The sequence below is a fragment of the Pseudomonas sp. FG36 genome (assembly GCF_057809275.1).
This window is the reverse complement of record NZ_JBMDJQ010000005.1, coordinates 134114-158998: the sequence shown is the minus strand read 5'-3', so window position 1 is coordinate 158998 and position 24885 is coordinate 134114. Positions and strand designations below refer to the sequence as shown.

Here is a 24885-nt window from a genome sequence, read left to right as displayed (position 1 = left end):
CCTGATCTACGCTTTCAAACGCATCCCTTTCACCTGAGAGAAGCAAGGAGCCTGCATGACGCTAGAGCGTGCGCCGCTGGTCGTTTGCCTGGGGCTGCTGTTCATGCTTTCGGGCTGTGGCAAGGAGGAGGTCGGCCAGGTGTTGCCCCGGGTCGCGGTGCAACAGGTGCAGCCCACCGATTTTGCCGCCCGGGTCACCCTGACCGGTGACGTGCAGGCGCGGGTGCAGACCGACTTGTCGTTCCGCGTGGGCGGCAAGATCATCGCCCGCAGCGTCGATGTCGGGGACCACGTCAAGGCCAACCAGGTACTGGCGCGCCTGGACCCCAAGGACCTGCAGAACAACGTCGACTCGGCCAAGGCCGAAGTGTTCGCCGAACAGGCCCGGGTCACCCAGACCAGCGCCGCGTTCGTGCGCCAGCAGAAGCTCCTGCCCAAGGGCTACACCAGCCAGAGCGAGTACGACTCCGCCGAAGCCGCGCTGCGCAGCAGCCAGAGCGCGCTCAAGGCCGCCCAGGCGCAGCTGGCCAACGCCAACGAGCAATTGAGCTACACGGCATTGGTGTCGGAGGCCGACGGCGTGATCACTGCGCGCCAGGCCGAGGTCGGCCAGGTGGTGCAGGCGACCATGCCGATCTTCAGCCTGGCCGTCGATGGCGACCGCGACGCGGTGTTCAATGTCTACGAATCGCTGCTGGTGGCGCCCAGCAGCGAGAGGGACCTGACGGTCAGCATGATCGACAACCCCACCATCACCGCCCAGGGCCATGTGCGCGAGATCACCCCGACGGTCTCGGCCCAGAGTGGCACGGTGCAGGTAAAGGTGGCCCTGCGCGATGTGCCCAAGGGCATGGCCCTGGGCGCGCCGGTGACCGTTTCGGCCAGCGCACACGGCAAACCGAGCGTCGAGCTGCCCTGGTCTGCCCTGACCAAGGCGCTGAGCGAGCCCGCCGTGTGGGTGGTTAGCGAGGGTGACAAGGCGCAACTGCGCAAGGTCCAGGTGGCGCGCTACCTGACCGGCAAAGTGGTGATCAGCGAGGGTCTCGAGGCCGGTGAGGTGGTGGTGGTCAGTGGTGGCCAGCTGTTGAACCCAGGCATTCAGGTCGAGAAGGTCGACGCCAGAAGCGGGGGAGTCGCGCCATGAGGCCGTTGCTACCGATATTGTCTGCCTGTCTTTTGCTGGCTGCCTGTGGCGGCGAGGACGTCCAGCCCGAACCCGTGCGCCCGGTGCTGTCGACCGTGGTCGAGCCCCAGGTGCAAGCGCAGCTTGGGCGTTTTGCCGGCAACATCCAGGCACGTTTCGAGAGCACCTTGGGTTTCCGCGTGTCTGGCCGCATCGCCCGGCGCTGGCTGGATGTCGGGGCCCAGGTCAAGCCGGGCGACACTTTGGCCACCCTCGATCCGACCGACCAGCAGAACCAGCTGCGTGCCGCCGAAGGCGACCTTGCGCGGGTGCAGGCGCAGTGGATCAATGCCCAGGCCGATGCCCGTCGCCAGCAACAGCTGTATGACCGCGGAGTCGGCGCCCAAGCTCAGCTGGACATCGCCCAGACCAACCTGAAGACCACCGGCGCGTCGCTGGAGCAAGCGCGCTCGGCGCTCAGCCAGGCCCGCGACCAGCTCGACTACAGCACCCTGCGTAGCGACCATGCTGCGGTGATCACCGCCTGGCAGGCCGAGGCCGGGCAGACCGTCAGCGCCGGCCAGGCCGTGGTCACCCTGGCGCGCCCGGACGTGAAGGAAGCGGTGATCGACCTGCCGATCGCCTTGGCCGAGCAACTGCGCCGCGACCTCACCTTCACCGTCGCCTCGCAGCTCGACCCGAGCATCAACACCACCGCCACCTTGCGCGAGCTGGAGCCCCAGGCCGATGCCACCACCCGTACCCGCCGCGCCCGCCTGACCCTGGCCAGCACCCCGGACGCTTTCCACCTGGGGACCGCGATCAGCGTCACCCTGACCTCGGCGCTGACGCCGCGCAGCCAGTTGCCGATTTCCGCGCTGCTCGAACGCGATGGCAAGACCCAGGTCTGGGTGGTCGACCCGCAGGGCAAGACCGTGGCCACCCGTGACGTCACCCTGGCGGAGCGTGGCCCTGACAGCATCATCCTGTCCTCCGGTGTGCAACCCGGCGAGCGCGTCGTCACCGCCGGCGTGAACAGCCTCAAGCCTGGCCAGAAGGTCATCTTCGACGAGGACGCACGATGAAAGGAAGCTTCAACCTCTCCGAATGGGCGCTCAAGCACCAGTCCTTCGTCTGGTACCTGATGTTCGTCGGCCTGCTGATGGGGATCTTTTCCTACTTCAACCTGGGTCGAGAGGAGGATCCGTCCTTCACCATCAAGACCATGGTGATCCAGACCCGCTGGCCCGGCGCGACCCAGGACGAGACGCTGTACCAGATCACCGACCGGATCGAGAAGAAGCTCGAGGAGCTCGACTCGCTCGACTACGTGAAAAGCTATACCCGCCCCGGCGAATCGACGGTCTACGTGTACCTGCTCGATACCACCAAGGCCAAGGACATCCCGGACATCTGGTACCAGGTGCGCAAGAAGATCCAGGACATCCGTGGCCAGTTCCCGCAGGGCGTGCAAGGGCCGGGCTTCAACGACGAGTTCGGTGACGTGTTCGGCTCGATCTACGCTTTCACCTCCGATGGCCTGAACCTGCGCCAGCTACGCGACTATGTGGAACAGGCCCGCGCCGAGGTGCGCGAGGTGCACAACATCGGCAAGATCGAGCTGATCGGCACCCAGGACGAAGTGCTCTACCTGAACTTCTCCACCCGCAAGCTGGCCGCCTTGGGCATCGACCAGCGGCAGGTCATGGAGGCGCTGAAATCGCAGAACGCGGTGACCCCGGCGGGGGTGATCGAAGCCGGCCCCGAGCGTATCTCGGTGCGCACCACCGGGCAGTTCGCCTCGGAGAAAGACCTGGAGACGGTCAACCTGCGCATCAACGACCGCTTCTTCCGCCTGGCCGATATCGCCGACATCGAGCGCGGCTATGTCGACCCACCGTCGCCGATCTTCCGCTACAACGGCCAGCCCGCCATCGGCCTGGCCATCGGCATGAAGGCCGGCGGCAACATCGAGGTGTTCGGCGCTGCGCTGAAGAAGAAGATGGACAGCATCGTCAGCGAACTGCCGGTCGGGGTCGGCGTGCACACCGTGTCCGACCAGGCAGTGGTGGTCAAGCAGGCGGTTGGCGGCTTCACCAGTGCCTTGTTCGAAGCCGTGGTGATCGTGCTGGTGGTGAGCTTCGTCAGCCTGGGCGTGCGTGCCGGGTTGGTGGTGGCCTGCTCGATCCCGCTGGTGCTGGCCATGGTGTTCGTGTTCATGGAGTACAGCGACATCACCATGCAGCGGATTTCACTGGGTGCGCTGATCATTGCCCTGGGCCTGCTGGTGGATGACGCGATGATCACCGTGGAGGTAATGGTCACGCGCCTGGAAATGGGCGAGACGAAAGAGCAGGCGGCGACCTTCGCCTACACCTCGACGGCCTTCCCCATGCTGACCGGCACCCTGGTGACCGTGGCCGGTTTCGTGCCGATCGGCCTCAATGCCAGCTCGGCCGGTGAATACACCTATACATTGTTCGCGGTGATCGCCGTGGCGCTGCTGGTGTCGTGGGTGGTGGCGGTGTTCTTCGCCCCGGTGCTGGGCGTGCATATCCTCAGCAGCGAAAAGCTCAAGCCCCACGAGGCCGAACCTGGGCGGGTGGGCCGGGCGTTCGAACATGGCCTGCTGTGGTGCATGCGCCACCGCTGGGTGACGGTGATCGGCACCATCGTGCTGTTCGCACTCTCGGTGGTGGGCATGCGCTTCGTGCAGAACCAGTTCTTCCCATCCTCGGACCGCCCGGAGATCCTGGTCGATCTCGACCTGCCGCAGAACGCCTCGATCGAGGAAACGCGCAAGGTGGTGGATCGCCTGGAGGCGAAGATCAAGGACGACCCCGACCTGGTGCGCTGGAGCACTTACATCGGCCAGGGCGCGATCCGCTTCTACCTGCCCCTCGACCAGCAATTGCAGAACCCCTATTACGCCCAGCTGGTGATCGTCAGCAAGGGCTTCGAAGAGCGCCAGGGCATGATCGAGCGCCTGCAGAAACTGCTGCGCGAGGACTTCGTCGGCATCGGCAGCAACGTGCAGTCGCTGGAAATGGGCCCGCCGGTGGGCCGGCCGATCCAGTACCGGGTCAGTGGCAAGGACATCGACCAGGTGCGCCGCTATGCCATCGAACTGGCCACGGTGCTCGACGGCAACGAGCATATCGGCGACATGATGTACGACTGGAACGAGCCCGGTAAGGTGCTGCGCATTGAGATTGCCCAGGACAAGGCGCGTCAGCTGGGGCTTTCGTCCGAAGACGTGGCCAATGTGATGAACAGCATCGTCAGCGGCGTGCCGGTCACCCAGGTCAACGACAACATCTACCTGGTCGACGTCATCGCCCGTGCCGAAGACAGCGAGCGGGGTTCGCCCGACACCCTGCAGAACCTGCAGATCGTCAGCCCCAGCGGAGTGTCGATTCCCCTGCTGGCGTTCGCCACTGTGCGCTACGAACTGGAGCAGCCATTGGTATGGCGGCGCGACCGCAAGCCGACCATCACCATCAAGGCCTCGGTGGTCGGCGATATCCAGCCGACCAACCTGGTGGCCCAGCTCAAGCCGAAGATCGATGAGTTCGCCGGCAAGCTGCCGCCCGGCTACGGCGTGGCCACCGGCGGTACGGTGGAGGAGAGCGGCAAGGCCCAGGGGCCGATCGCCGATGTGATTCCGTTGATGCTGTTCCTCATGGCGACCTTCCTGATGATCCAGCTGCACAGCGTGCAGAAGCTGTTCCTGGTGGTCAGCGTCGCGCCGCTGGGGCTGATCGGCGTGGTGCTGGCCCTGGTGCCCACGGGCACGCCCATGGGCTTCGTGGCGATCCTCGGCATCCTCGCCCTGGCCGGGATCATCATCCGCAACTCGGTGATCCTGGTGACCCAGATCGACGAATTCGAGGAGCAGGGCTACACCCCCTGGGACGCGGTGGTGGAGGCGACCAACCATCGCCGCCGGCCGATCCTGCTGACAGCGGCGGCGGCAAGCCTGGGCATGATCCCGATTGCCCGGGAAGTGTTCTGGGGGCCGATGGCCTACGCCATGATCGGCGGCATCATCAGCGCAACGTTGCTGACGCTGTTGTTCCTGCCGGCGCTGTACGTGGCCTGGTACAAGATCCGCGAGCCGGAAAACAAGACCCCGAAAGCGCATTGATACTTGTAGGAGCGGATTCATCCGCGATCACGGGCGCAGCCCGTGCAGGATATGGCGGTATCCACATCGCGGATAAATCCGCTCCTACAGAGTAGTTATATAAACATTCTTAAACAGTATTTTTAAGAATATCCGCGCCTCACTAGTATTGCCCTCAAGCCAGGCGCAAATCCCCTTCAAAACCTCTGCCCGGCTCCCTTACTCACAGGAGAACGAGCATGAGTGCATCTCTGCGCAGCATCGACGGTCAGGACGAAGCCACCATTCTGCGTGAAATCCAGAGTGCCCTGCGCGACCTGCGCTTTGGCGCGGTGGAGATCACCGTGCACAACGCCCAGGTGGTGCAGATTGAACGCAAGGAGAAGTTCCGCCTGCAGCAGCCCGGCAACAAGACCGGCTGACACCGCACCCCTTCAAAACTAGAAAAATGCCAATCGGGAGCTTCACCATGTCCATCCGCCGTTATGCGCTTGCCGCCCTGGCCAGTGCCGTTTTTGCCGGTTCCGCGATCGCCAAGGACTACGAATTGCTGAACGTGTCCTATGACCCGACCCGCGAGCTGTACCAGCAGTACAACGCCGAGTTCATCAAGCATTGGCAAGCCGCCAACCCCGGCGACAAGGTGAAGATCCAGCAGTCCCACGGTGGTTCGGGCAAGCAGGGCCGCGCGGTCATCGACGGCCTGCGTGCCGACGTGGTGACCCTGGCCCTGGCCGGCGACATCGACGAGATCGCCAAGCTCGGCAAGACCCTGCCGGAGGACTGGCAGAAGCGCCTGCCGGACGCCAGCACGCCGTACACCTCGACCATCGTGTTCCTGGTGCGCAAGGGCAACCCGAAAGGCATCAAGGACTGGGGCGACCTGATCAAGAAGGACGTCTCGGTGATCACGCCCAATCCAAAGACCTCCGGCGGCGCCCGCTGGAACTTCCTCGCCGCCTGGGCCTACGGCCTGAAGACCGGCGGCAGTGAAGACAAGGCCAAGGCCTACGTGCAGGAGCTGTTCAAGCACGTGCCGGTGCTCGATACCGGCGCGCGTGGCTCGACCATCACCTTCGTCAACAACGGCCAGGGCGATGTGCTGCTGGCGTGGGAAAACGAAGCCTTCCTGGCGCTGAAGGAAGACGGTGGCAGCGACAAGTTCGAAATCGTCGTCCCATCGCTGTCGATCCTGGCCGAGCCACCGGTGGCGGTGGTCGACAAGAACGCCGAGAAGAAGGGCAACGAGAAGATCGCCGAGGAATACCTCAAGCATCTGTACAGCCCGGCTGGCCAGAAGATCGCCGCGGAAAACTTCTACCGTCCGCGTGACGCGAAGGTCGCCGCCGAATTCGGCAAGCAGTTCCCGAAACTGGACCTGGTGACCATCGACAAGGACTTCGGTGGCTGGAAGACTGCGCAGCCGAAGTTCTTCAACGATGGCGGTGTGTTCGACCAGATTTATCAGGCACAGTGATCGGCAATGAACAAGCGGGGCTGCGCAGCAGCCCCACAAACAAAACCCTTCAGTAGCCTGCACCGGCCCGGGATGACTCCCGGGCTTCGTGCGTTCAACCAGGGACCTTTATGTCACGTCGCATTTCCCCCGTCATACCCGGCTTCGGGCTGACGCTGGGCTACACCTTGGTGTACCTCAGCCTGATCGTGCTGATACCGCTGGCGGCCATGTTCATCCATGCCTCGCAGCTCACCTGGGAGCAGTTCTGGAACATCGTCAGCGCGCCGCGGGTCATCGCCGCGCTGAAGCTGAGTTTCGGCACCGCCCTGTTCGCCGCCATCATCAACGGCGTGATCGGCACCCTGCTGGCCTGGGTGCTGGTGCGCTATACCTTCCCCGGGCGCAAGGTCATCGACGCGATGATCGACCTGCCGTTCGCCCTGCCCACCGCCGTGGCTGGCATCGCCTTGACCGCCTTGTACGCCCCTGCGGGCTGGGTCGGCCAGTTCGCCACGGATCTTGGCTTCAAGATCGCCTACACCCCACTGGGCATCACCCTGGCGCTGACGTTCGTCACCCTGCCGTTCGTGGTGCGCACGGTGCAGCCAGTGCTGGCAGACATCCCGCGTGAGGTGGAAGAGGCCGCTGCCTGCCTGGGCGCGAAACCTTTGCAGGTGTTCCGCCACGTGCTGGCGCCGGCGTTGCTGCCGGCGTGGCTGACCGGCTTCGCCCTGGCCTTCGCCCGTGGCGTTGGCGAGTACGGTTCGGTGATCTTCATCGCCGGCAACATGCCGATGAAGACCGAGATCCTGCCGTTGCTGATCATGGTCAAGCTCGACCAGTACGACTACACCGGCGCCACCGCCATCGGCGTGTTGATGCTGGTGGTTTCCTTCATCCTGCTGCTGCTGATCAACTTGCTGCAGCGGCGCATCGAAACCCCTTGAAGGAGGCCCGCTAATGTCTTCATCAACCCTTGGCGCGACCGCCGCCGCCAACGCCGCCCGGCGTGGCAGTGCCACTTCGCGCCGCGTGCTGATCACCCTGGCCTGGATCGTCTTTGCGCTGTTCCTGGCCTTGCCGCTGGTGATCGTGGTGTCCCAAGCCCTGAAAAACGGCTTCGGCACCTTCTTCGAGGCGATCTTCGAGGCCGATGCGTTGTCTGCGCTCAAGCTCACCCTGCTGGCGGTGGCCATTTCGGTGCCGCTGAACCTGCTGTTCGGGGTCAGCGCCGCCTGGTGCGTGAGCAAGTACAGCTTCCGTGGCAAAAGTATCCTGGTGACTCTGATCGACCTGCCGTTCTCGGTGTCTCCGGTGATCGCCGGCCTGGTCTACGTGCTGATGTTCGGCGCCCAGGGCCTGTTCGGCCCGTGGCTGCAGGACCACGACATCCAGATCGTCTTCGCCCTGCCGGGCATCGTCCTGGCGACCATCTTCGTCACCGTGCCGTTCGTCGCCCGTGAACTGATCCCGCTGATGCAGGAGCAGGGCACCCAGGAAGAGGAGGCCGCGCGCCTGCTCGGGGCCAACGGCTGGCAGATGTTCTGGCACGTCACGCTGCCGAACATCAAATGGGGCCTGATCTACGGCGTGGTGCTGTGCACCGCCCGGGCCATGGGCGAGTTCGGCGCGGTATCGGTGGTGTCCGGGCATATTCGTGGCGTCACCAACACCTTGCCGCTGCACGTGGAGATCCTCTACAACGAGTACAACCATGTCGCGGCCTTCAGCGTGGCCAGCCTGCTGCTGATCCTGGCGCTCTTCATCCTGCTGCTCAAGCAGTGGAGCGAGAACCGTATTAACCGCCTGCGCCACAGCGCCGCGGAGGAATGATTCATGTCGATCGAAGTTCGTAACGTCAGCAAGCGCTTCAACAGCTTCCAGGCCCTGGACAACATCAACCTGGACATCCACAGCGGCGAGCTGGTTGCCCTGCTTGGCCCGTCGGGCTGCGGCAAGACCACCCTGCTGCGCATCATCGCCGGCCTTGAAACCCCGGATGACGGCAGCATCGTGTTCCATGGTGAAGACGTGTCCGGGCACGACGTGCGTGATCGCAACGTCGGCTTCGTGTTCCAGCACTACGCGCTGTTCCGCCATATGAGCGTGTTCGACAACGTCGCCTTCGGCCTGCGCATGAAACCCAAGGGCGAGCGCCCGAGCGAGAGCAAGATCGCCGAGAAGGTCCACGAGCTGCTGAACATGGTGCAGCTCGACTGGTTGTCCGATCGCTACCCCGAGCAGCTGTCCGGCGGCCAGCGCCAGCGTATCGCCCTGGCCCGTGCCCTGGCGGTGGAGCCCAAGGTATTGCTGCTCGACGAACCGTTCGGGGCGCTGGATGCCAAGGTGCGCAAGGAACTGCGCCGCTGGCTGGCGCGGCTGCACGAGGATATCAACCTGACCTCGGTTTTCGTTACCCACGACCAGGAAGAGGCCATGGAAGTCGCCGACCGCATTGTGGTGATGAACAAGGGCGTGATCGAGCAGATCGGCTCGCCGGGGGAGGTGTACGAGAAGCCGGCCAACGACTTTGTCTACCACTTCCTGGGTGACTCCAACCGCCTGGCGCTCAGCGAAGGCCACCATGTGCTGTTCCGCCCGCACGAGGTGTCGCTGTCGCGTCATGAGACCGAAGGCCATCATGCTGCCGAGGTCCGCGATATCCGCCCGCTGGGTGCGACCACCCGGGTGACCCTGAAGGTGGAAGGGCAGAGCGAGCTGATCGAGGCTGAAGTGGTCAAGGATCACGACAGCCTGACCGGGTTGGCGCGGGGCGAGACGTTGTTCTTCCGGCCGAAGGTGTGGCAGAAGGTGGCGGATATCTAAACTGGAAAACAAGCCCGAGCACGCGCTCGGGCTTTTTTCATTGAACGATCAGGCAAAGTTTTGTCTTGCACCCTTGGCCGTTGTACTCGATCAAGGTGATGTACTTGAGTCCGGAATCGGCTGCCTTGATGCGGAGCTGTTTCTTCAGGTCGAGGGCGGTCAAGGGTTGAACACTTTTCGGCGCGACCTCAACCTGTGGTTGGCCTGGGATTGCGATCGTGATGGAGTTGGCCGAATTGTTCCGGACTTCAACAGCGTGCTCTGTTGTGTTGACCATTGCCACGGCCTCTTGAGTCTGCACAGTTTCGGCGAGTGCAGACGTCGCAAGCGCCATGAGGCCGCTAATGAAGACGAATTGGAGTTGCTTTTTCATGATGGGATCTCCCAGGAGTCAGGTCATGACACTAGCACTGCGACCGTGCTTGCTTCTGCTGGCAAAAATACCAGTTGACAGCATTCGTCGCTGAGCGACGGGATAGGAATCGAGAAGCCGTGCCTGATCCCGGTTTTTGTTGCCCGGGCGGACGTAATCGCGGGGCAAGCCCGCTCCCACGAGCAGAAACATTGTTCAGAGACATACCGTGGGAGCGGGCTTGCCCCGCGATTGCGCCAATCGCAAACATGCCATTCGAGCATATTTTTCATGCCTTTCCGGCATCTCGACCATCCGGCCCGGCTAGAGGCCTTGGGAGCTGGGGCCTGCGGCGGACCCGACAAACTAGATAGATAAAAAAGCTATAACATTAACCTTAAACATTACTTTATGACCTATGCCCCTGCCGTCGATGATTCAGCCACACACCTGAATCAACACCCCAGGAGTTTCTAGCAATGGGTAATGTCCAGACGGCCGTCAGGGCCTTTGAGCAGCCATGGCACCCGGCATCGGGTGACCTGGTCGAGCTCGGACGCACGCTACGCCTGCCGCTTGGCCAGTTACGCCTGCAACGCACGCCGCTGAGCGGCCTCAAACGACGCGACAAGCTGGCGTTGGTGCTGCTGGTGCTGGCCCTGCACGGTGCCGTCGCCTACTGGATCAACCAGGCACCGACCCCGGCGTTGCCCATCGTGCCGCCGCAGATTCCGCCCATGACCATCGAGTTCGCCGCGCCCGCGCCGCCAGTCGTCGAGCCGCCGCCACCAGTCCCGGCAGCGCCTGTGGTCGAACCGCCACCGCCGGTGGTCGACGAGTTGGCTGCCAAGCCAAAGCCCAAGCCGAAAGTCGTGCCCAAGCCTGTGGCCAAGCCACAGCCAAAACCGCAGCCGAAACCGGTCGAAGCGCCGCCACCCACGCCTACGCCCGTGGCCGCGCCGGCTCCGCCTGCGCCACCCGCCCCGGCCCCGGTGACGCCAGCCTCGGCCAACGCCGCGTACCTCAAGAACCCGGCGCCGGAATATCCGCAGATGGCCCAGCGCCGTGGCTGGGAGGGCACCGTGCTGCTGCGCGTCGAGGTGCTGCCCAGTGGCAAGCCAGGGCAGATCCAGATCCAGAAGAGCAGCGGCCGCGACGCCCTGGACGCCGCCGCGCTAGCCGCGGTGAAACGCTGGAGCTTCGTCCCGGCCAAGCAGGGCGAGGTGGCCCAGGTGGGTTGGGTCAGCGTACCGATCGATTTCAAGCTTCGTTAACTTGCGAGCGCACACAGGAAGGACTTCATCATGAGCTTGTTGGCATCTCCCCTCGAATCCGTTGAAGGCGCGGTCATCTGGCTGCTGGTCGGCTTCTCCGTCGCCACCTGGGCGCTGGCCCTGGTCAAGGTCGTGCAGTTCGTGCGCCTGAAGAACCAGGACAAGCGCTTCCACACGCAGTTCTGGGCCGCGTCCAGCCTCGACTCTGCCGCCGAGCCGGCCCACGATCTGCCAGGCCCGGCTGCCCGTGTCGCCCAGGCGGGCTTTGCGGCGATCGCGGTTGGCGAGCCTGGTCACGCTAACGATTTGAGCCAGGCCATCAACCACCAGGACCGCCTGGAGCGCGCCCTGCGCCAGCAGATCGTCCGCGAGCGTCGTTCGCTGGAAACCGGCCTGGCGGTAGTGGCCAGTATCGGCAGCACTTCTCCCTTCATCGGCCTGTTCGGCACGGTGTGGGGCATCATGGAGGCGCTCAAGGGCATCAGCGCGGCGGGCTCGGCGAGCCTGGAGACCGTGGCCGGGCCGATCGGCGCGGCACTGGTGGCCACCGGCGTGGGTATCGCCGTCGCGGTACCGGCGGTGTTGGTCTACAACTACTTCCTCCGTCGCCTCAAGCTGACCGCCGCCGACCTCGACGACTTCGCCCACGACTTCTACAGCCTGGCGCAGAAGAGTGCCTTCCGCGTGCTGGTGCACCCGGCGGTGCAGCGCCAGCACACCGGCTTCACCCAACCTGTGAAGGAGGCGTCCTGAGATGGCCTTCTCGACCCAGGACAGCGATGAAGTGTTGAGTGAAATCAACGTCACGCCGTTGGTGGACGTCATGCTGGTGCTGTTGGTGGTGTTCATCGTCACCGCGCCGTTGCTGACCAACGCCATCCCTATCAACCTGCCCAAGACCGAGGCCGTGGCCCCGGTGGAGCAGAAGGACCCGCTGGTGGTGAGCATCGACGGCAGCGGCAAGCTGTTCATCAACAAGGATGAGATCCAGCCCGACCTGCTGGAGACCAACCTCAAGGCTGCCAAGGACAAGGACGCCGAGCTGCGTGTGCAGTTGCAGGCCGACGATGGTGTGAACTACGGCGAGGTCGCCCGGGCGATGGCGGCGATCGAGCGTGCCGGGATCAGCAAGCTGGCAGTGATCACCGCGCGCTGACCTGCGATACCTTCTTCAGGCAAGTGCTTAGGGGCCATTTTCCTTGGCAGGGGATGGCCCTTTTTTTATTGCTCGAAATCAAGCCTCTTCCACATAAGTATTTTAGTTATTAATAAATAGCTTCTTATTCCTTTACGAATATAACCCCCTCCCTATACTTGCACCCAAGCACGCAAACTTCCGGAGGCGTCCCCATGCGCAATGAGTCGATTCGTTACCTGATTGTGCCGGGCTGGCAAGGATCGCCAGACAACCATTGGCAAAGTCACTGGCAGCGTAGCCTGCCCAACAGCGCACGGGTCGAGCAGAGCGACTGGCTCACGCCACAACGGCGCGATTGGGTACAGGCGCTGGAGCAAGCGATTGCCGCCGAGCGCTCGCCAGTGATTCTCATCGCCCATAGCCTCGGCTGCATCACGGTCGCGCATTGGGCCGCCCAGGCTAGCCCTGATCTACAGCAAAGGGTGCGCGGCGCGTTGCTGGTGGCACCGGCGGATGTCGAGCGGCCGAATTGCGCGCCAGCCCTGCGCAATTTTGCGCCGATTCCCCTGCAGGCCCTGCCGTTCCCCAGCCAGGTGGTCAGCTCCGACAACGACCCGGCGGTGAGCGTGCCGCGCGCGTTGTACCTGGCGCAGGCCTGGGGCGCCGAAGCCGGGCTGCTGGCCAACGCCGGGCATATCAACGTCAAGTCCGGGCACCAGCGCTGGGAGCAAGGCTTTGCCTATCTCTACCGGCTGCAGGCCCGTGTCGACCAGCGCGCCCTGCGCCGCGCCTGATCCACAGGTTTTCATCGACTGAGCTGAGTCCCTCGACCGCTTGCGGCCGGGGCGGGAGTATTCCATGACATTTCACACCCCATTTGGTCAGCCGTTGCTGACCTTCCCCGAACTGGACAAGAGCCCGCTGAGCATCCGCGCCAAGGCGCTGGTGTTCGTCGACCCGCGCTCCCAGGCGTTGCGCCAGGCCCTGGAACGGCTGGCGCCACAACCGTTGCCGGTGCTGATCCGCGGCGAGACCGGCACCGGCAAGGAGCTGCTGGCCCGGCAGATTCATCGCGCCAGCGATCGGGGCGGGTTGTTCGTGTCGGTCAACTGCGCGGCCATCAGCCCGACCTATGCCGATGCCGAGCTGTTCGGCTACAGCGCTGGTAGCCAGGGTGGTACTGCCAGCAGTCGCGCCGGATGGTTCGGCTCGGCCAATGGCGGCACGTTGTATCTGGACGAGATCGCCGATCTGCCGCTGGCGATCCAGGGCAAGCTGTTGGCCGCCCTGGAGAATCGCGAGGTGATCCGGGTCGGCGCCACGCAGCCGCAGGCGGTCGATGTGCGGCTGGTGGCCGCTTCCAGCATCGACCTGGCGCTGGCAGTGCGCGCGGGGCGTTTCAACGAGCGGCTCTACCATTACCTGCACGAAGGCGAGCTGGAGTTGCCGGCGCTGCGTGATCGGGTCGGCGATATCCTGCCGTTGGCCGAGTACTTCGTGGGGATCTACAGCGTGCGCCTCGATCGGCCGGTTCCTCTCATCAGCGAGGTTGCCCAGCAGGCGCTCGAAGCGCATGCCTGGCCGGGCAATACCCGCGAGTTGGAGAACGTCATTCACTTCGCCCTACTGGTAAGCGATGGCGATGAAATCCTCCCTGAGCACCTCGACCTGCCGGACACCCGCCCACTGGCCAACCTGGCGCGACAGCTGGAACAGCTACGCCGTGGCGGCGAAGCGCAGACCCTCGCTGAACTGCGTGGGCTGCTGGGCGAAGCCCTGGCGCGACTGGGTGAAAGCCCGTCTTAGAGCAGCGGGGTGTCACTCATGACCAAAGGTCATGATGGCAATTTGTTTTTGGAATAAGCAGCTAAGTAAAAGATATTGTTACGGAATAAAAATAATCGGTATTGTCCGGTTCACGCCCACCCGAACGGATGGGCACCCGACGTCGCCATCTGCGATGGCCCAGCTATAGAACAAGGATCACCATGAAAAAGACCCTGCTGACCACCGCCCTGGCTGCCGCCCTGTCGTTCACGGGCCTCGCCAACGCCGCTGAAAAACTGGTGGTCGCCGCCACGCCCGTGCCGCACGCTGAAATCCTCGAACTGATCAAGCCGACCCTGGCCAAGGAAGGCGTGGACCTGGAGATCAAGGTCTTCACCGACTACGTCCAGCCCAACGTGCAGGTCGACCAGAAGCGCCTGGACGCCAACTACTTCCAGACCCTGCCGTACCTGAAGAACTTCAACGAAGGCAAGGGCACCCACCTGGAGACCGTGATCGGCGTGCACGTCGAACCGTTTGGTGGCTACTCGAAGAAGGTCAAGAGCCTGGCCGACCTGAAGGACGGCGCGACCGTGGCCATCCCCAACGAAGGCAGCAACAGTGGCCGTGCCCTGCTGCTGCTGCAGAAGGCCGGGCTGATTACCCTGAAGGATCCGAAGAACGCCCTGGCCACGCCGAAGGACATCGCCGAGAACCCGAAGAAGCTCAAGTTCAAGGAGCTTGAATCGGCCATGCTCCCGCGTGTGCTGGATCAGGTCGACTTGGACATGATCAACACCAACTATGCGCTTGAAGCCGGCCTGAACCCGGCCAAGGACGCCCTGGTGATCGAGGGCAGCGATTCGCCATACGTGAACTTCCTGGTTGCCCGCCCGGACAACAAGGACAGCGCGGCCATCCAGAAGCTGGCCAAGGCGCTGACCAGCCCGGAAGTGAAGGCATTCATCGAGAAGAAATACAGCGGTGCGGTACTGCCGGCGTTCTGATACGCGACCTGGTACGAAAAACGCCGACGCATTTTGCGTCGGCGTTTTTGTTTGTGCTGGCCTGATGGCGGGCTGGCCGGTTTTGAGCAGTGCAGCACGAGCCTCAGCGTTGAGTCGCCAGGGCCCGGCGTAGCGCCAGGAGCCACAGCAGTTGTTCGTTCGAGGCAGGCAAGCAGGGGCTGTTCATCGTTGTCTTCCTTGTTGAATGTGATGGGCCGTGCAAGTCACAGTTTGAAATCCCTTGGAGGGGAAAATCCTCGGAAAGATCCGCGTCTAGTGAAGGAAATTTCCGAGCGTCACGGGGCGGTGATATAGATATGCAATAAAGATATTTATAAAAATATTTTTATGCCTTTAGAGTCTAGAAATCGTGCTTACCGGCACAGCGCCACTATTCGTGAAACGACGCCGAGCAACCCTCGTGCCGACCCTGGACCTTCCCATGCCGTACCTTTGTGACACCGTGCCGAGGCCCCTTCCATGAGCTTCGACACCGCTTTCATGCTTAGCACACTGCCGGCCTTCTTCAAGGCCGTTGGCGTGACCTTGCAAGTCGGGGCGATCGCAATCGCCACCTCGTTGCTGGTGGCGCTGCTCAACGCGACGATCCTGGTGTTGCGCACGCCGTACCTGTGGCGCCTGGTCAAGGGCTACGTGGAGCTGGCCCGCAACACACCGCTGTTGATCCAGCTGTTCTTCGTCTACTTCGCCTTGCCGAGCCTGGGGGTGAAGGTATCCGGCTTCGCTGCCGCGATCATCACCCTGACATTCATGGGCGGCGCCTACCTCACCGAGGTACTGCGCGCCGGGGTCGAGGCCGTACCGCGGGCGCAACTGGAGTCCGGGCGCTCCATCGGGCTTTCCGAGGGCCAGCTGCTGCGCCATGTGATCCTGCCCCAGGCCGGCATCCTCAGCCTGCCGGCGCTGTTCGCCAACTTCGTCTTCCTGCTCAAGGAAACCACCGTGGTTTCGGCGGTGGCGGTGCCGGAGATTCTCTACACCACCAAGAACTACATCGCCCTGTACTACAAGACCTACGAAATGCTCGCCGTGCTGACCCTGCTCTGCGTGCTGATCTTCCTGCCGCTGTCGCTGCTGCTGCGCTACCTGGAACGGAGGCTGCAACATGGCCAGTTCGGGCATTGAGCTGCTGCTGGTTTCGCTGCCGCAACTGGCCATGGGCGCCGGGCAGACCCTGGCGATCTCGGCCCTGGGCATCCTGTTCGCCACCTTGGGCGGCGTGCTCTACGGCGTGCTGGCGACCCTCGGCAGCCGTTGGCTGAACATCCTGCTGCAGGTGTACCTGGAACTGTTCCGGGCGATTCCGGTGCTGGTCTGGCTGTACCTGGTGTTCTTCGGCTTGCCGATCTTCTTCGGCCTGAGCATCCCCAGCTTCTGGTGCGCGGTGCTGGTGCTGGGCCTGTGGGGCGCCAGCGAGGTCGGCGAGGTGGTGCGCGGCGCCTTGCAGTCGCTGCCGCGCGGTCAGCGCGAGGCGGGGTTGTCTATCGGCCTGGGCGGCTGGCAGCTGTATGCCTATGTGCTGCTGCCCCAGGCGCTCAAGCGCATGACCCCGCCGACCATCAATATCTACACGCGGATCATCAAGACCAGCTCGCTGGCGGTGCTGATCGGCGTGGTCGAAGTGATCAAGGCGGGGCAGCAGATCATCGAACGTACCTACGAGTCGGTGCTGATCTACGGCGCGCTGTTCCTGTTCTTCTTTCTTGTCTGCTATCCGCTGTCAGCCGCCTCCCGCGTGCTGGAGCGGCGCTGGGCCCACGCATGAATCCATTGATCGAATTCCAAGGCTTCAACAAGTTCTTCGGCCAGCACCAGGTGCTTGCAGACATCGACCTCGAGGTCGAGGCCGGCGAGGTGGTGGTGATCCTCGGCCCCAGCGGCTGCGGCAAGAGCACCCTGCTGCGCTGCCTCAACGGCCTGGAAGAGGCCCAGGGCGGCAGCCTGCGCCTCGACGGCCAGGAGCTGCTCGGCCCCGGCACCGACTGGCGTCAGGTGCGCCAACGGGTCGGCATGGTGTTCCAGAGCTACCACCTGTTCGGCCACATGAGCGTGATCGACAACTTGCTGCTGGGGCCGCTGAAGGTGCAGAAGCGCGAACGCCACGAGGCCCAGGCCCAGGCCGAGGCTCTGCTGGCCCGGGTAGGGCTGCTGGACAAGCGTGACGCGTTCCCGCGCCAGCTCTCCGGTGGCCAGCAGCAACGCATCGCCATTGTCCGGTCGTTATGCATGAACCCACAGGTGATGCTCTTCGATGAAGTCACCGCCGCCCTCGACCCGGAGATGGTCAAGGAGGTGCTGCAGGTGATCCAGGGTCTGGCCCGCGAAGGCATGACCCTGCTCATCGTCACCCACGAAATGGCCTTCGCCCGCGCGGTGGCCGACCGCATCGTGTTCATGGAGGCCGGCAGGATCCTTGAACAGAACCACCCTGAGCGCTTCTTCACTCAACCGCAGACCGCACGCGCGCAGCAGTTCCTGGAGAAATTCTCGTTCGTCGAAAGCCTGCCCAAGACACTGTCTAAGCCACTGCACAAGGAACTGTCATGAAGACTGCCCCGTTCGCCAAACTGCTCGCGCCATTGCTGGGCCTGGCCCTGCTGGCCGGCTGCAACAAATCCGAAGACCCGGCCAAGCCCGCCGCCGCCTCGCCGGCCAGCAGCTACCTGGAAACCATTAAGGCCCGCGACAAGCTGATCGTCGGCGTGTTCACCGACAAGCCACCGTTCGGCTTCGTCGATGAAAGCGGCCGCTACGTGGGCTTCGACACTGACATCGGCCGGCGCTTCGCCAAGGACCTGCTGGGCGACGAGAACAAGGTCGAGTTCGTCGCGGTCGAGCCTGCCAGCCGCATCCCGTTCCTGCAGAGCGACAAGGTCGACCTGATCCTCGCCAACATGACAGTCACCCCGGAGCGCAAGGAGGCAGTGGACTTCACCAACCCCAACCTGCGCGTGGCGGTGCAGGCCATCGTCGCCGACGGCAGTCCGGTGCAGAAGCTCGACGACCTGGCCGACAAGACCATCATCGTCACTACCGGCACCACCGCCGACATCTGGCTGACCAAGACCCACCCGGACTGGAAACTGCTCAAGTTCGAGAAGAACACCGAGTCGCTGGCCGCGTTGGCCAACGGTCGGGGCGATGCCTATGCCCAGGACAACCTGATCCTGTTCAGCTGGGCCAAGCAGAACCCGGGCTACCGCGTGCTGCCACAGCTGTTGGGTGACGAAGCACCGATCGCCCCGGCGGTGAAGAAGGGCAATATCGAGTTGCGCGATTGGGTGAACGCCGAACTGGCCAAGCTCGGCGAGGAGAAGTTCCTGCTCAAGCTGTACGACCAGTACGTGCGCAAGGAACTGAGCGACGATACCAAGCCTGAGAGCGTGATCGTCGAGGGCGGCAAGTGGCAGGGTTGATTATCTGAACGGGGCCGCACAGCGGCCCCCTCCGGTCTCAGCAATTGCGCGGTAACCAGTTCAGCAGGAAATCATTCACCACCTGTGGATTCTCCAGGCTGGAGATATGCCCGGCGAATGGAATCTGTGCCGCCAGGCATCCAATCAACTGCGCCATCTCGGCGGACTCCGCCGGTGGCCTTGGTATGTCCTGGTCGCCACAGAGCACGATGGTCCGCTCTTCCGGCAGCTCACCGAGTCGCGCCAGCAGGTCTGGCCGGCCGAAGATCACCCGGCCCATCGGGTCGAAGCTGGCCCGGATGGTTTCGGCGCTGCTTGCCTTGAGGTCCGCACGGAAGCACTCGCGCACCTCGGGCACCGTTTGCCCTCCGGCATGGAAGAAGATCGGCACCACGACGTCCAGCAACGGGTCGATGAAGGCTCCCGCTTTGCTTGCCGCATCCAGCAAACCGAAATACTTCAGCCGCGTCGCCTCGGGCTCGGCGCCCAGGTAGGTGTCCATCAGCACCAGGCGGTCGACTCGTTCAGGGTGGTCGATGGCCAGCTGCGCGCCCCACATGCCGCCAACCGACAGCCCGACCAGGTGGCACTTCTGGATATCCAGGGCATCGAGCAACGCCAGGTGCTGGCGAGCCAGGGCGGCCATGTCGACGGTACTGGCGGGCGGAGCTGCGGAATCGCCGTGGCCCCACAGCTCAGGCACGATGACCCGGAAGTGCCGTGACAGGGCGTCGATCTGCGGTTGCCACATGGCGGACGACCACAGGTAGCTGTGGCCCAGCAGCACTGGGAAGCCCTGGCCCTGGTCGACATAGCTCATGCGTGCTCCGTCGATCTCGATGAAGTGTTTCTGCATTGCGTGACCTCATGGATTGCGAGAGGGCCGCTGTGCGGCCCCGGTTTCTATCTGGGCACCAGCCGCAGCGTGCTTTGCGCCGGAATCACCCCCATCCGCGCCTTGTGATAGCGCCCCTCGATGTAGTCCTCGGCCTGGTCGCCATAGTGCCGGTCGAATGGCACGCCACTCTGCCCGACCGGGTTGATGGTCAGCGCGGCGCCGGCGTCGGCGAAGTCGATCAGGCGGCGGGTGGATGGCCCGTAGGTGACCGGCCAGGGCGCCGGGCCGATCTTCGCCGACAGGTTGTTCGGCACCTCATGGGTCCCGGGCGCGGCGTAGGGCCCGACATTGAACAACAGGTTCAGCGGCTTCTTCACGCCCAGCGGATGGTTATGGGTGAGGGTATGGGCCTTGCCCCACTGCCAGCTGGCCGGATCCTTGCCGAAGGTCTCGCGCAGGTGCTTGAGGCTGCGCTGCCAGGCCAGGCGCACGATGGCGTTGCGATCGGTGTGTTCGTTGCTACCGCGCAGGTTCCACCACGGCGATTGAGGGTCGCCAGCCAGGCGAGGCAGCGCTGCGTCGATGGCACGGGTACTTATCAGCACCGGGAACCAGGTGTCGCCCAGTTCGTCGTGCAGGGCGGCGAACGCCAGCTCGTAAAGGAACTGGTTGAACAGCGTGGCGCTGGTGGAGTCCAGCGGGTAGTCGCCGCGCCAGGCCGCCAGTTGCTCGACCAGTTCCTTCTCTTCGTCGCCCTGGGCGACGTTGCGCAAGGTGCCGAGCAGCGGTGCCAGGGTACGCGGGCCATAGTCGGTGCTGGTGTCCAGCTGCAAGGCCTGGCTGTTCTGGGTGTCCCACTTGATGTCCGGGTCGCGTAACAGGCGATCAAGCTGGCGTCCTCGGTCGGCCAAGTTGTAGTAGCCGGGCACGGGCAGTGCGCCCGGTGGCTGGTAATTGGCCGAGACGATGTAGCCGCTGGCAGGGTTCTCCTGCTGTGGATTGGCAATGAACGGGTAGAACCCCGGCTTGGCGGCCTGGCCGCTGCCGCCGTCGAGGATGAACGCCGGGTTGACGCCATCCGGGCGGATCGGCAGGCGCGCCGCCGCCCACCAGCCGATGTCGCCACGGGCATTGGCCCATACCAGGTTCAACCCTGGCGCCTGGATCTTGCTTGCCGCCTCGCGCATCTTGTCCAGGGTGTCGGCGCGGTTGATCTGGTAGAAGCCCTCGAGTATCGGGTTCTCGGTTTCCAGGAAGGCCCACCACATGGCGATGGGCGTCGGGCCGGCGGTGTCGCCGAGCACGCTGTTGACGATCGGGCCGTGGGGCGAGCGGCGCAAGGTGATGCTGGCCGGCTGCGCATCCTTGACCGCGATTTTCTGCTCGGTCTTTTCCAGCGTCTGCCAGCGGCCATCGACCATCACCTGCTCGGGGTTCTGCGGATTGGTCCGCTCCGCAATCAGGTCGACGTCGTCGTTCTGGAACATGGTCAGGCTCCAACCGAAGTCGCGGTTGTGGCCGAGCAGGGCGAACGGGTTGAGCGCCTGGAAGTAGCCATACAGGTTGAAGCCTGGCGCCGACAACTCGGCTTCGTACCAGATCGCCGGCACCGCGAAGCTGATGTGCGGGTCACCCGCCAGCAGTGGCCGGCCGCTGCGGGTATGGCTGCCGGTCACGGCCCAGGCGTTGCTGCCCTCGAACTGCGGAATGCCGGCATCGCCCAGGGCCTCGTGGCTGAGCCGCGCCAACTGCTCCAGGCTGCGCCAGTCGGCGGCGGCCAGCGGCGTGGCCACGGCGCCGTCGGGCTGCCAGTCGAGATCGAAGATCTTCAGGTACTCGGGGCCGAGCTGATCGCGAATGTAGGTCAGCGCCGGGTCGGTGCGGAACGCGGCGGCGAAACTGTAGGCGAGGTAGCCGGCAATGCTCAGGGTGTCCTCGGCGGTAAAGGGGCGCGGCGTGATGCCGAGCAGGTCGAACTCCATCGGCTTGGGGTGGCTGGCCTGCCACTGGTTGATGCCGTCCAGGTAGGCCTGCAGCGCCTGCCAGGCCGGTGACTGGCGGTCCTGGCGTTGCACCATCAAGGCTGCCTGGTCGCGAATGCGCAGGCTGCGGAACAGGGTATCGGTGGGCAGCAACTTCTCGCCCAGCACCTCGGCCAGCTCGCCGCGAGCCAGACGGCGCATGATCTCCATCTGGAACAGACGGTCCTGGGCTTGCACGTAGCCCAGGGCGCGGTACAGGTCCTGCTCGTTCTGCGCCTGCAGGTGCGGCACGCCACGGGCATCGAAGCGCACGCTGACCGGCGCCTGCAAGCCGTTGATGGCCGCTTCGCCATCACGCTGGGGCTGCTTGCCCTGCACGTACCAGTAACCGCCGCCCGCGGCGGCCACGGCGATCACCACCGCCAGCAAGGTCAGGCTGCGCTTCATCGAGACTCCTTGTGCACTCGAGCGAAAGAATGTGGTCCGATCATCGGCGGATTCGCGAACTGAGCATAGCCCCCCGAAAGGAGTTTCCATGCCCCTCAGCGAAAAACAGAAAATGCTGGCAGGCCAGCTCTACCATGCCGGCTGCCCCGAGCTGCAAGCCGAGCAGGCGGCCAACCGGCAGTGGATGCATCGCTACAATGGCAGCGTCGAGCAACCCAACGAGGCGCGCCATGATTTGTTGAAGACGCATTTCGCCAGCGTGGGCGAAGGCGTGGTGATCCGGCCGCCGTTCCACTGCGACTACGGCTACAACATCAGCGTGGGTGCCAACACCTTCATGAACTTCAACTGCGTGATCCTCGACGTGCTGCCGGTGCGCATCGGCGCCGACTGCCAGATCGCGCCGGCGGTGCAGATCTACACCGCCGACCACCCGCTGGACCCGGCGCTGCGCCGTAGTGGCCTGGAAAGCGGGCGCCCGGTGATCATTGGCGACAACGTCTGGATCGGCGGCGGGGCGATCATCCTGCCGGGGGTGACCATCGGTGATAACGCCGTGGTCGGCGCCGGCAGCGTGGTGACCCGGGATGTGCCGGCGGGAGCGGTGGTGGTGGGTAATCCGGCGCGGGTGCGTCAATCGATCCAAGGGCAATAGCAGCCGACCGCCAGGGTATTCGAGGCCTGCACCCGACGCCCTTGTGCCAGCGCCTTGAGGATTGGCTCGATGAAGCTGTTGCTCGAGTTGCATACCGCGCCTTCGCTGTAGGGGCCGAAGTAGGCGAGGTTGCCGTCGTGGTCCCAGATCGCCACGGCGGGGCTGGCGGGCAGGTGCTCGCTGCCGGGCAGGCTGGCCAGGGGCTTCAGTGTTCCCAGGTTGGCCGGCAGTTGGCCGTGGCTGCCAGGCTTTTGCACGACATGGAAGCTGACCCCGAGCGGTGCGAAGTGCTCGACCAGTTCGCCCAGGTGTTGCTGGTTGCCGACATTGCATGGGCAGGCCGGGTCCCAGAAATGCACCACGCGGATCGGGCCCGGGCCGGCCAGCTCGGTTGGGAGGCGCAGTTGGCTGCCGTCGAAGAAGGTGGCCTGGTTGTCGAACGGACGCAGGTAGCGGGACTGGAAGCTGTCGTAGGCCCACCAGGCGGTGGCAGCGCAGAGCAGCAGGGCAAGGAATATCAGAAGTCGCTTCGCCATAGGGGCCTTGCGCGATGCTCGTGGGAGCGGGCTCGCATTGTTCGTCGGAGGAGGGCCAAGCTTGCCATGACGCGGCCCAGAGCTGAATATCGCAGATCAATACTTGCTTCACTCTGGATGTACCGATGCCCGCCAGTTTCCACCCCGACCTGCTGCGCGCCAGCCTGTCGCCCCTTGTCGATCGCCACCTGCTGTCTACCCAGGGCCATGCCTACCAGGGTTTCTACGGCCTGGGCCTGTCCGCGCACAGTTGGCTGGGCGGCTTCCAAGTGGCGGGTTTCGACCTGGTCGGCCAGGTCTGGCTGCCCGAGCGGCCACAGGCGACGTTGTTCCTGCTGCATGGCTACTACGATCACATGGGCCTGTACCGCCACGTGATCGAATGGGCCCTGGGGCGCGGCTACGTCGTGATCGGCTGCGACCTGCCAGGGCATGGCCTGTCCAGTGGCGAGCGGGCCAGCATCGATGATTTCGGCATCTACCAGCAGGTGCTCGAGGCGCTGTTCGAACAGGCCCGGCTGCTCGACCTGCCAAGACCCTGGCATCTCTGCGGCCAAAGCACCGGTGGGGCTATCGTGGTCGACCATCTGTTGCACCAAGGCGAAAGCAGCCCTGTCGACGGTGAGACAATCCTGTTGGCCCCCCTGGTGCGCCCGCGGGCCTGGGGCTGGTCGAAGCTGAGCTACCGGGTGCTGCGCCACTTCGTCAACGGCATCGAGCGGCGCTTCAGCGAGAACACCAACGACCCGGCTTTTCTGTCTTTTCTAGAGGCCGACCCGTTACAACCACGGCGTCTGCCGACCGCCTGGGTCGGTGCGCTGATGGAGTGGGTCCGGCGCATCGAAGCCGCGCCCCGGAGTACGCGGCGGCCGCTGATCGTGCAGGGCGAAGCGGACGGCACAGTGGACTGGCCGTACAACCTCAAGGTGCTCAAGGCCAAGTTCGCCGAGCCGCAGATCCTCATGCTGCCCGAGGCGCGGCATCACCTTGCCAACGAGCTGCCCGGCATCCGCCAGCGCTACTTCGAGTTCATCGGCCAGCGCCTGGGCTGACTCACTTCAGGTTGGCGGTGTTCTGGCCCACGGCCAGGGCGGCGCGAATCGCGGCCACCGCGGCCTTGTAGTAGGCCTGGCCGTCCGTCGATTCGGCGAAGGTGGCGAACTGCTCAAGCTCGGCGTCCGACAGGTCGCGATAGACGTACAACAACGTGTTGTTCAGGTCCTCGCCCACCTGGTTCATCAAACGCTGGCGCTGGCCATCGAGCAGGTTCTGGGCCTGGCCGCCGCCGAACAGGCCGGGCAGCATCGAGCTCAGGCTGTCGGCCGCCACGCCGGCGATCGCCAGGCTGACCTCGGCGCCGGCCTCGCGGGCGGGCAGGGCCTGGGCCAGGTGGCCGACGATCAGCACGCGGTTGTCGCTGGCCTGGATCTTCGGCAGGCCCTTGGCATGCTTGGCCAACTGATCCTTGCGTGTGGCAAGCAATTCGGCGGCCACGACCTTGCGTCCCAGCGGCGACTGGAAGAAAGCCAGGGCCGGCGAGGGGTTGGGCAGGTTGGCGCGCAGTTGCGCCTGGGCCCGTTGGTCCATGGCCTGGGCCTGGAACCGTTGGTTGCTGTTGTTGACCAGCGCCTGGTAAACAGCAGGCGGCAAGCTGTTGCGGTAGCGCTGTTGGGCGGCGCTCACGGCATCGTTGAAATGGGCGCGCTGGTCGGGCCAGCCAGCGACCTTGTACAGCTGATCGAGGGTGTCTGCCCAGACAGGCATGGTGCAGATCATCAGCAGAAGCAGGGAAAACAGACGGCGCATTCAGGACTCCTGTCGGCAGGCCGCTATTGTCCTTGGCGTGGCGGGGCTTTGTCGAGTCGCCAGCGGCGCTTCCTGACCAAGTGGCGCTGTGCGAGCGATGGCCGAATGGCTA

General features: G+C 64.2%; 25 protein-coding genes. 20 read left to right on the top strand and 5 right to left on the bottom strand.

All coding sequences use genetic code 11. The features are described 5' to 3' along the window. The first annotated feature begins 55 nt into the window (after positions 1-55). The 8 genes from ACODS9_RS06730 to ACODS9_RS06695 all read left to right on the top strand — a co-directional run bounded on the left by ACODS9_RS06730 (position 56) and on the right by ACODS9_RS06695 (position 9534). Complete coding sequence (locus ACODS9_RS06730; RefSeq protein ID WP_489093558.1) at positions 56-1144, top strand: efflux RND transporter periplasmic adaptor subunit; 1089 nt, start codon at positions 56-58, stop codon at positions 1142-1144. Beyond that, on the top strand, positions 1141-2208 hold the full coding sequence (locus tag ACODS9_RS06725) for an efflux RND transporter periplasmic adaptor subunit (RefSeq protein ID WP_489093557.1): 1068 nt from the start codon (positions 1141-1143) through the stop codon (positions 2206-2208). Before ACODS9_RS06730 ends, ACODS9_RS06725 begins: the two co-directional genes overlap by 4 nt. Further along, positions 2205-5270, top strand: coding sequence for an efflux RND transporter permease subunit (locus tag ACODS9_RS06720; RefSeq protein WP_489093556.1), 3066 nt, complete (start codon positions 2205-2207; stop codon positions 5268-5270). The genes ACODS9_RS06725 and ACODS9_RS06720 overlap by 4 nt, the downstream gene beginning before the upstream one ends. Positions 5271-5488: 218 nt before the next feature. Next, positions 5489-5671 carry a sulfur starvation response protein OscA gene (gene oscA, locus ACODS9_RS06715; protein WP_003258557.1) on the top strand — a complete coding sequence of 61 codons (183 nt, stop codon included), beginning with the start codon at positions 5489-5491 and terminating at the stop codon, positions 5669-5671. 47 nt (positions 5672-5718) lie between these two features. Further along, positions 5719-6726, top strand: coding sequence for a sulfate ABC transporter substrate-binding protein (locus ACODS9_RS06710; protein ID WP_046853745.1), 1008 nt, complete (start codon positions 5719-5721; stop codon positions 6724-6726). Between the two features lie 110 nt (positions 6727-6836). Beyond that, positions 6837-7655, top strand: coding sequence for a sulfate ABC transporter permease subunit CysT (gene cysT / locus ACODS9_RS06705; RefSeq protein ID WP_023629656.1), 819 nt, complete (start codon positions 6837-6839; stop codon positions 7653-7655). 13 nt (positions 7656-7668) lie between these two features. Continuing rightward, positions 7669-8541: a sulfate ABC transporter permease subunit CysW gene (cysW, locus tag ACODS9_RS06700; protein WP_046853746.1), complete on the top strand. Its 873-nt coding sequence runs from the start codon at positions 7669-7671 to the stop codon at positions 8539-8541. Positions 8542-8544: 3 nt separating this feature from the next. After that, positions 8545-9534, top strand: coding sequence for a sulfate/molybdate ABC transporter ATP-binding protein (locus ACODS9_RS06695; protein WP_008093195.1), 990 nt, complete (start codon positions 8545-8547; stop codon positions 9532-9534). Positions 9535-9571: 37 nt separating this feature from the next. Here ACODS9_RS06695 and ACODS9_RS06690 read toward each other — a convergent pair whose 3' ends face one another. Then, positions 9572-9907, bottom strand: a complete 336-nt coding sequence (locus ACODS9_RS06690; protein ID WP_489093555.1) for a hypothetical protein — start codon at positions 9905-9907, stop codon at positions 9572-9574. 458 nt (positions 9908-10365) lie between these two features. Here ACODS9_RS06690 and ACODS9_RS06685 point away from each other — a divergent pair, with 458 nt between their 5' ends. The 10 genes from ACODS9_RS06685 to ACODS9_RS06640 all read left to right on the top strand — a co-directional run bounded on the left by ACODS9_RS06685 (position 10366) and on the right by ACODS9_RS06640 (position 18509). Then, complete coding sequence (locus ACODS9_RS06685) at positions 10366-11160, top strand: energy transducer TonB (RefSeq protein ID WP_489093554.1); 795 nt, start codon at positions 10366-10368, stop codon at positions 11158-11160. 30 nt (positions 11161-11190) lie between these two features. Beyond that, a complete protein-coding gene (locus ACODS9_RS06680) occupies positions 11191-11913 on the top strand; it encodes a MotA/TolQ/ExbB proton channel family protein (protein ID WP_489093553.1) in 723 nt (240 codons plus the stop codon). Position 11914: 1 nt separating this feature from the next. Further along, positions 11915-12316, top strand: coding sequence for an ExbD/TolR family protein (locus ACODS9_RS06675; RefSeq protein WP_028688526.1), 402 nt, complete (start codon positions 11915-11917; stop codon positions 12314-12316). Positions 12317-12510: 194 nt separating this feature from the next. Then, positions 12511-13092 (top strand): alpha/beta hydrolase, encoded by a 582-nt coding sequence (locus tag ACODS9_RS06670; protein ID WP_046853749.1) that lies wholly within the window; start codon positions 12511-12513, stop codon positions 13090-13092. A gap of 64 nt (positions 13093-13156) precedes the next feature. Next, entirely contained in the window at positions 13157-14104 is a 948-nt protein-coding gene (locus ACODS9_RS06665) for a sigma 54-interacting transcriptional regulator (protein WP_489093552.1), read from the top strand. A gap of 182 nt (positions 14105-14286) precedes the next feature. Continuing rightward, positions 14287-15072 carry a MetQ/NlpA family ABC transporter substrate-binding protein gene (locus ACODS9_RS06660; protein WP_489093551.1) on the top strand — a complete coding sequence of 262 codons (786 nt, stop codon included), beginning with the start codon at positions 14287-14289 and terminating at the stop codon, positions 15070-15072. Positions 15073-15552: 480 nt separating this feature from the next. Then, on the top strand, positions 15553-16218 hold the full coding sequence (locus ACODS9_RS06655) for an amino acid ABC transporter permease (protein WP_023630800.1): 666 nt from the start codon (positions 15553-15555) through the stop codon (positions 16216-16218). Beyond that, the gene (locus ACODS9_RS06650; protein ID WP_094010962.1) at positions 16199-16858 is read left to right on the top strand and encodes an amino acid ABC transporter permease; all 660 of its coding nucleotides are present in this window, start codon (positions 16199-16201) and stop codon (positions 16856-16858) included. Before ACODS9_RS06655 ends, ACODS9_RS06650 begins: the two co-directional genes overlap by 20 nt. Continuing rightward, the gene (locus ACODS9_RS06645; protein WP_489093550.1) at positions 16855-17640 is read left to right on the top strand and encodes an amino acid ABC transporter ATP-binding protein; all 786 of its coding nucleotides are present in this window, start codon (positions 16855-16857) and stop codon (positions 17638-17640) included. The genes ACODS9_RS06650 and ACODS9_RS06645 overlap by 4 nt, the downstream gene beginning before the upstream one ends. Beyond that, positions 17637-18509: a transporter substrate-binding domain-containing protein gene (locus tag ACODS9_RS06640; RefSeq protein ID WP_489093549.1), complete on the top strand. Its 873-nt coding sequence runs from the start codon at positions 17637-17639 to the stop codon at positions 18507-18509. The genes ACODS9_RS06645 and ACODS9_RS06640 overlap by 4 nt, the downstream gene beginning before the upstream one ends. 37 nt (positions 18510-18546) lie before the next feature. On the opposite strand, the gene ACODS9_RS06635 is transcribed toward ACODS9_RS06640, so the two are convergent. Beyond that, positions 18547-19365, bottom strand: coding sequence for an alpha/beta fold hydrolase (locus ACODS9_RS06635; RefSeq protein WP_489093548.1), 819 nt, complete (start codon positions 19363-19365; stop codon positions 18547-18549). A 47-nt stretch (positions 19366-19412) separates the two neighbouring features. After that, positions 19413-21776 (bottom strand): penicillin acylase family protein, encoded by a 2364-nt coding sequence (locus ACODS9_RS06630; protein ID WP_489093547.1) that lies wholly within the window; start codon positions 21774-21776, stop codon positions 19413-19415. An 88-nt stretch (positions 21777-21864) separates the two neighbouring features. On the opposite strand from ACODS9_RS06630, the gene ACODS9_RS06625 reads away from it, so the two are divergent. Next, positions 21865-22431 (top strand): sugar O-acetyltransferase, encoded by a 567-nt coding sequence (locus ACODS9_RS06625; RefSeq protein WP_489093546.1) that lies wholly within the window; start codon positions 21865-21867, stop codon positions 22429-22431. Here the strand turns inward: ACODS9_RS06625 and ACODS9_RS06620 are convergent. After that, the gene (locus ACODS9_RS06620) at positions 22410-22967 is read right to left on the bottom strand and encodes a DUF6436 domain-containing protein (RefSeq protein ID WP_489093545.1); all 558 of its coding nucleotides are present in this window, start codon (positions 22965-22967) and stop codon (positions 22410-22412) included. The two genes, ACODS9_RS06625 and ACODS9_RS06620, sit on opposite strands and share 22 nt — an antisense overlap. A gap of 125 nt (positions 22968-23092) precedes the next feature. Between ACODS9_RS06620 and bipL the strand changes: the two genes are divergently transcribed. Continuing rightward, positions 23093-24019: a phospholipase BipL gene (gene bipL / locus ACODS9_RS06615; protein ID WP_489093544.1), complete on the top strand. Its 927-nt coding sequence runs from the start codon at positions 23093-23095 to the stop codon at positions 24017-24019. Between the two features lies 1 nt (position 24020). Here bipL and ACODS9_RS06610 read toward each other — a convergent pair whose 3' ends face one another. Further along, positions 24021-24773, bottom strand: a complete 753-nt coding sequence (locus ACODS9_RS06610; RefSeq protein WP_489093543.1) for a hypothetical protein — start codon at positions 24771-24773, stop codon at positions 24021-24023. Positions 24774-24885: the final 112 nt, after the last annotated feature.

Bases quoted from the DNA above. Each gene is read 5' to 3' on its own strand.
- ACODS9_RS06730 (WP_489093558.1), top strand. From the start codon at position 56: ATGACGCTAGAGCGTGCGCCGCTGGTCGTTTGCCTGGGGCTGCTGTTC.
- ACODS9_RS06725 (WP_489093557.1), top strand. From the start codon at position 1,141: ATGAGGCCGTTGCTACCGATATTGTCTGCCTGTCTTTTGCTGGCTGCC.
- ACODS9_RS06720 (WP_489093556.1), top strand. From the start codon at position 2,205: ATGAAAGGAAGCTTCAACCTCTCCGAATGGGCGCTCAAGCACCAGTCC.
- oscA (WP_003258557.1), top strand. From the start codon at position 5,489: ATGAGTGCATCTCTGCGCAGCATCGACGGTCAGGACGAAGCCACCATT.
- ACODS9_RS06710 (WP_046853745.1), top strand. From the start codon at position 5,719: ATGTCCATCCGCCGTTATGCGCTTGCCGCCCTGGCCAGTGCCGTTTTT.
- cysT (WP_023629656.1), top strand. From the start codon at position 6,837: ATGTCACGTCGCATTTCCCCCGTCATACCCGGCTTCGGGCTGACGCTG.
- cysW (WP_046853746.1), top strand. From the start codon at position 7,669: ATGTCTTCATCAACCCTTGGCGCGACCGCCGCCGCCAACGCCGCCCGG.
- ACODS9_RS06695 (WP_008093195.1), top strand. From the start codon at position 8,545: ATGTCGATCGAAGTTCGTAACGTCAGCAAGCGCTTCAACAGCTTCCAG.
- ACODS9_RS06690 (WP_489093555.1), bottom strand. From the start codon at position 9,907: ATGAAAAAGCAACTCCAATTCGTCTTCATTAGCGGCCTCATGGCGCTT.
- ACODS9_RS06685 (WP_489093554.1), top strand. From the start codon at position 10,366: ATGGGTAATGTCCAGACGGCCGTCAGGGCCTTTGAGCAGCCATGGCAC.
- ACODS9_RS06680 (WP_489093553.1), top strand. From the start codon at position 11,191: ATGAGCTTGTTGGCATCTCCCCTCGAATCCGTTGAAGGCGCGGTCATC.
- ACODS9_RS06675 (WP_028688526.1), top strand. From the start codon at position 11,915: ATGGCCTTCTCGACCCAGGACAGCGATGAAGTGTTGAGTGAAATCAAC.
- ACODS9_RS06670 (WP_046853749.1), top strand. From the start codon at position 12,511: ATGCGCAATGAGTCGATTCGTTACCTGATTGTGCCGGGCTGGCAAGGA.
- ACODS9_RS06665 (WP_489093552.1), top strand. From the start codon at position 13,157: ATGACATTTCACACCCCATTTGGTCAGCCGTTGCTGACCTTCCCCGAA.
- ACODS9_RS06660 (WP_489093551.1), top strand. From the start codon at position 14,287: ATGAAAAAGACCCTGCTGACCACCGCCCTGGCTGCCGCCCTGTCGTTC.
- ACODS9_RS06655 (WP_023630800.1), top strand. From the start codon at position 15,553: ATGAGCTTCGACACCGCTTTCATGCTTAGCACACTGCCGGCCTTCTTC.
- ACODS9_RS06650 (WP_094010962.1), top strand. From the start codon at position 16,199: ATGGCCAGTTCGGGCATTGAGCTGCTGCTGGTTTCGCTGCCGCAACTG.
- ACODS9_RS06645 (WP_489093550.1), top strand. From the start codon at position 16,855: ATGAATCCATTGATCGAATTCCAAGGCTTCAACAAGTTCTTCGGCCAG.
- ACODS9_RS06640 (WP_489093549.1), top strand. From the start codon at position 17,637: ATGAAGACTGCCCCGTTCGCCAAACTGCTCGCGCCATTGCTGGGCCTG.
- ACODS9_RS06635 (WP_489093548.1), bottom strand. From the start codon at position 19,365: ATGCAGAAACACTTCATCGAGATCGACGGAGCACGCATGAGCTATGTC.
- ACODS9_RS06630 (WP_489093547.1), bottom strand. From the start codon at position 21,776: ATGAAGCGCAGCCTGACCTTGCTGGCGGTGGTGATCGCCGTGGCCGCC.
- ACODS9_RS06625 (WP_489093546.1), top strand. From the start codon at position 21,865: ATGCCCCTCAGCGAAAAACAGAAAATGCTGGCAGGCCAGCTCTACCAT.
- ACODS9_RS06620 (WP_489093545.1), bottom strand. From the start codon at position 22,967: ATGGCGAAGCGACTTCTGATATTCCTTGCCCTGCTGCTCTGCGCTGCC.
- bipL (WP_489093544.1), top strand. From the start codon at position 23,093: ATGCCCGCCAGTTTCCACCCCGACCTGCTGCGCGCCAGCCTGTCGCCC.
- ACODS9_RS06610 (WP_489093543.1), bottom strand. From the start codon at position 24,773: ATGCGCCGTCTGTTTTCCCTGCTTCTGCTGATGATCTGCACCATGCCT.